Source organism: Endozoicomonas sp. ONNA1 (genome assembly GCF_024606325.1).
In the GTDB taxonomy this organism is placed as follows: Bacteria; Pseudomonadota; Gammaproteobacteria; order Pseudomonadales; family Endozoicomonadaceae; genus Endozoicomonas_A.
Map to the genome: position 1 here is coordinate 1 of NZ_JAHHPN010000597.1, position 3,810 is coordinate 3,810.

The following is a 3,810-nucleotide window of genomic DNA, read 5'->3' on the forward strand; positions in this document are numbered from 1 at the left end:
ATGAAGAACTGTTGATTGGAGACAATGTGGCAGGTACCAGCCATCCTAAAATCAGCATGGCTATGGAAAGCAAAGAATCTTGGAATGACTACAGGATGGCCTTGGAAACTGTTTTTGAGGTGGCAAGAGATGGGCGTTTTAGCGATCTGAGAAAACTGCTTACCAGTTGTGTAAATGGCTTTAGTCCAACCTCTGATGTGGTGGACTGGATGGATCAGTCCAGAAAAACTGACGGACGACAAGAACGGAAGTTTCTTAATTATCATTGATTGTCGTTTTTACTATGGTTTTTGCCTAATTCCTGCTTATATTGATGTGCTCATATTTCAGAAGCGACCCGTGAGCAAGATACAACATGCTAAGAAGAATCCACTACAAGCCGTTGAAGAATATCTTAAATCAGCAAAGACGGCTGAAACGAAAAGTAAATATATCAATGGTTATATCTTCGCCATGGTGTGGCAGTCGTAGGCATAACATGTTAACAGTTTCTCTTGCAACGAGGCTTTATCAGAATCTCTCTGGAACTGGTGGTGAGGTCTTTGCTTCTAACATGAAGGTCAATGTAGGCTCTGAAAATGATAATATCTTCTTTTAGCCAGACATGATCCTATTTTGTGAACATTGCTCTGGTGATAATTATTTTGAAGAGAGACCAAAAATGATTAATGCAATCTTTTTGTATTTAATTATCGAAGGCGCAAGCTCAGCATGAAAAAAACGCAAAACGTGTTGTTAAAGAGAGAAATACCTCTACCCTATTCTCAGGCCGATCAAATAATTTTCGTGTGTTTTCTTTGAGTGTACGGTACCTGATTTCCTCAGCATTGTATTGAAAATTTAGGCGATATTATGAATTTATATAATTCTCTGTTGGACGAAACGAAATTTCAGGATGTTAGATATTTTGATGATGAAAAAAAACTAGGTGCAGAGGATGTTGAAAGGTATGCTTCTGGATTTGCAAAAATTAAAAAGAAGCAGGATGGAGATAGGAAAGGAATTTGTATTTTAATGGAGAGAGGGGCTGACTACATAGCTCTAGTCTTTGCCGCTTGGAGAGCAGGCTATTTTGTAGTTCCTCTCAATACTGCCTGGCCTCTTGAAAAAAACCTGTCAATTATTAAGAAAATCGGGCCTGCGGCTGTCTTGGTTGGTGATGAGTCTGATTTTGAATTTAGTAATCAAGTTAATGTAATTAAAGCATCTGAGCTTACACATGAGCTGGTTGGTGAAGACGTTCAATTTGAATCGTTGAAGCCAACAGATGTTGCTTATGTTATTTTTACTTCTGGTTCAACTGGCGAGCCTAAAGGAGTAACAATTTCAGTAGCTTCATTTCGATCTTACATTGACTGGACAAAACGACGATTTTCAGATTATTCAGACAGTGAAAGGCTTCTACTGACATCGGAGCTTACGTTTGATATTACGATGGGTGACTTAGCCTTCGCATTGGCATTCGGAACAGATATAGGTGTCGCCAGGTATAATAAAAACATCCCAAGTATATTGGCTATGATTATGAAATATAAGATTGATGTCTTATATTCCGTTCCTACCACTCATACTGCACTCACAAACTTTTCAAAGCGTAAGCGTGGAGCGGATTTATCAAGTCTTAACCTTATTTTGTCCGGCGGTGACCGCTTTTCCTGGCAATTGGTAGATGATTATGAGAATTTAACTAACGGTGCACATTTTTATAATGTTTATGGACCAACTGAAGTAACAATAAACTGCTTCTCCGTCAGGCTTGATAATAAAAAATACCTCGCCGAACTAGAGAAACCCTTACCGATTGGTCATTGCTTTGATTCCCTTGATTTTGTTTTATTAAATGAAGACGGGCAGGTTGGCCATGAGGGAGAGCTTTGTATTGCCGGACCGCAGATTATGATGGGGTACTACGGTGATCAAAAGCTAACCGAACGTTCTCTAATAGTTGATCCGAGAGTTAATTATGTTAATAGACTCCTCTATAAAACTGGTGATTTGGCCTATATAGATGATGGCTTGGTATATTTAAAAGGCCGTATAGACAGTTTGGTTAAGATACGAGGTTATCGGATTCACCCGGACGAGGTTTCTAAAGTATTAGATAGTTTATCAGAAGTTGCTTCCTGTGCGACAGTCGCTTTCGGTCAGCAGGCAGATGCAGCATTGGCTGTTTTTATTAAGTATGAACCCGGCAATAATTTGACCGAAAATGATATTAAGTTTCATCTTCAGAGTAAAATTCCTGAATACATGATACCGAACAAAATTATTTTTGTGGATGATTTTCCTCTTAATCAAAGTGGCAAGATTGATAAGAGAGAATTAGCTAAGAGGCTAGTATGACATTGCATGATAAAGTTTGCTCCATTGTAGCAGAAGTATTGAAGATAGATTCAGAATGTATCGATTTGGATTCAGGGCTGGGGGAAACACCTAATTGGGATTCGCTAAATCATACTAATCTTGTTTTGCAGCTTGAAGAATCTTTTGATGTGGGTTTTGACTTTGATGAGCTCGATAAAATAACCTCAATAAAAGCGATAATATCTTCGCTTGAAGAAAAAGGTATCAAGGTGTAGTGATGGGGTTTGAGCTAGTGAACAAAAATTTTAAAAGCTATAAAAAAATCCCTGATTTGCTTGTGGCGAAATTGACGAATTATTTGCATGCGAGAAATTGTAATTCAAAAGGAAAAAAAACGCCATCAGATATCACGCTAGCTCAAATATTTGATTTTTTAAAGGAAGTGGGTATTAAAGAGGGGGATGTAATTTTTATACATTCTTCATGGGAGAATCTAAATAGCGGTTCTTTTAGTGCTTCTGAATTAATTGATGCGCTAGTTCATTATATTGGTGATCAAGGAACGCTTGCAATGCCAGCTATACCAAACATTTCTCAAGTTGAAGGAGCAACTTTCAAAGTTAAACGCACTCCATCCGCTGCTGGTTTACTAACTGAGGTATTTCGTCGCTACCCAGGTGTTAAAAGAAGTATTAATTTAAATCATTCTGTTTGTGCACTTGGATATCATGCTGAGTATCTAACTAAAGATCATCACTATTCTGAGACATCTTGGGATAAAAATTCACCCTATTATCGTCTAAGAGAGTATGATAATGCATGGATAATCGGGCTGGGTGTAGGTCATAGGCTTAAGGTGGCTACTTCTTTACATTGTGTAGAAAGCGCATTATGGAAAGAAAATCGATATTTTAGAAAATTATTCCCTAAGAAAGTTTGTTATCGCTACATCGATATGGATGGGAACGAAGGCGAGCACTGCTACTGGCAGCGAACGGGACAAATATATACTCCTAATATTTCAAAGTATTTCTCTAAAAGTGATCTGGTTGAAGAGACCGTTGCCGGGTTAGATGTATACGCGATTAAGGCTAAAACACTTATCGACCGTTCTGTAGACCTTGGTAAGGATGGAAAAACCATGTATGTCTGGCCTATACCATTCGCACGCTACTTTGTCCGTTAAGTTAACTCGTTTATTTAGTGTTACCGTTCAGTTTCCCTCGTTAATCACACTAATAGAGTATTCCTGTCTATATTGAATGGCTCATATTTCAGAATATGATCGGTGAGCCAAATGAAAAAAGCTATGAGGAGCCCATTGCTGTCCGTTCAAGAATACCTGGAGTCAGAAAAGACGGCTGAATCAAAAAGAGAGTACATCAATGGATATGTCTTCGCCATGGTGGGTGGCAGTCGAACGCATAACTTGTTAACAGTTTCACTTGCAGCGAGGCTTCATCAGCATCTTTCTGGCACTGGCTGTGATGTCTTTGCTTCTGACAT

General features: G+C 38.6%; 4 protein-coding genes and 1 pseudogene. All 5 read left to right on the forward strand.

Features of this window, described 5'->3' with window-relative positions:
* Positions 1–269: pseudogene (locus KDK19_RS13760) on the forward strand (hypothetical protein); the annotation flags it as partial.
* A gap of 583 nt (positions 270–852) precedes the next feature.
* A complete protein-coding gene (locus KDK19_RS13765; RefSeq protein WP_257292183.1) occupies positions 853–2,343 on the forward strand; it encodes an AMP-binding protein in 1,491 nt (496 codons plus the stop codon).
* Positions 2,340–2,579 carry an acyl carrier protein gene (locus KDK19_RS13770; protein ID WP_257292184.1) on the forward strand — a complete coding sequence of 80 codons (240 nt, stop codon included), beginning with the start codon at positions 2,340–2,342 and terminating at the stop codon, positions 2,577–2,579. The genes KDK19_RS13765 and KDK19_RS13770 overlap by 4 nt, the downstream gene beginning before the upstream one ends.
* 2 nt (positions 2,580–2,581) lie before the next feature.
* Positions 2,582–3,490 (forward strand): AAC(3) family N-acetyltransferase, encoded by a 909-nt coding sequence (locus KDK19_RS13775; protein ID WP_257292185.1) that lies wholly within the window; start codon positions 2,582–2,584, stop codon positions 3,488–3,490.
* A gap of 123 nt (positions 3,491–3,613) precedes the next feature.
* The coding region (locus KDK19_RS13780) for a Uma2 family endonuclease (protein ID WP_257292186.1) at positions 3,614–3,810 on the forward strand (197 nt) is incomplete at its 3' end.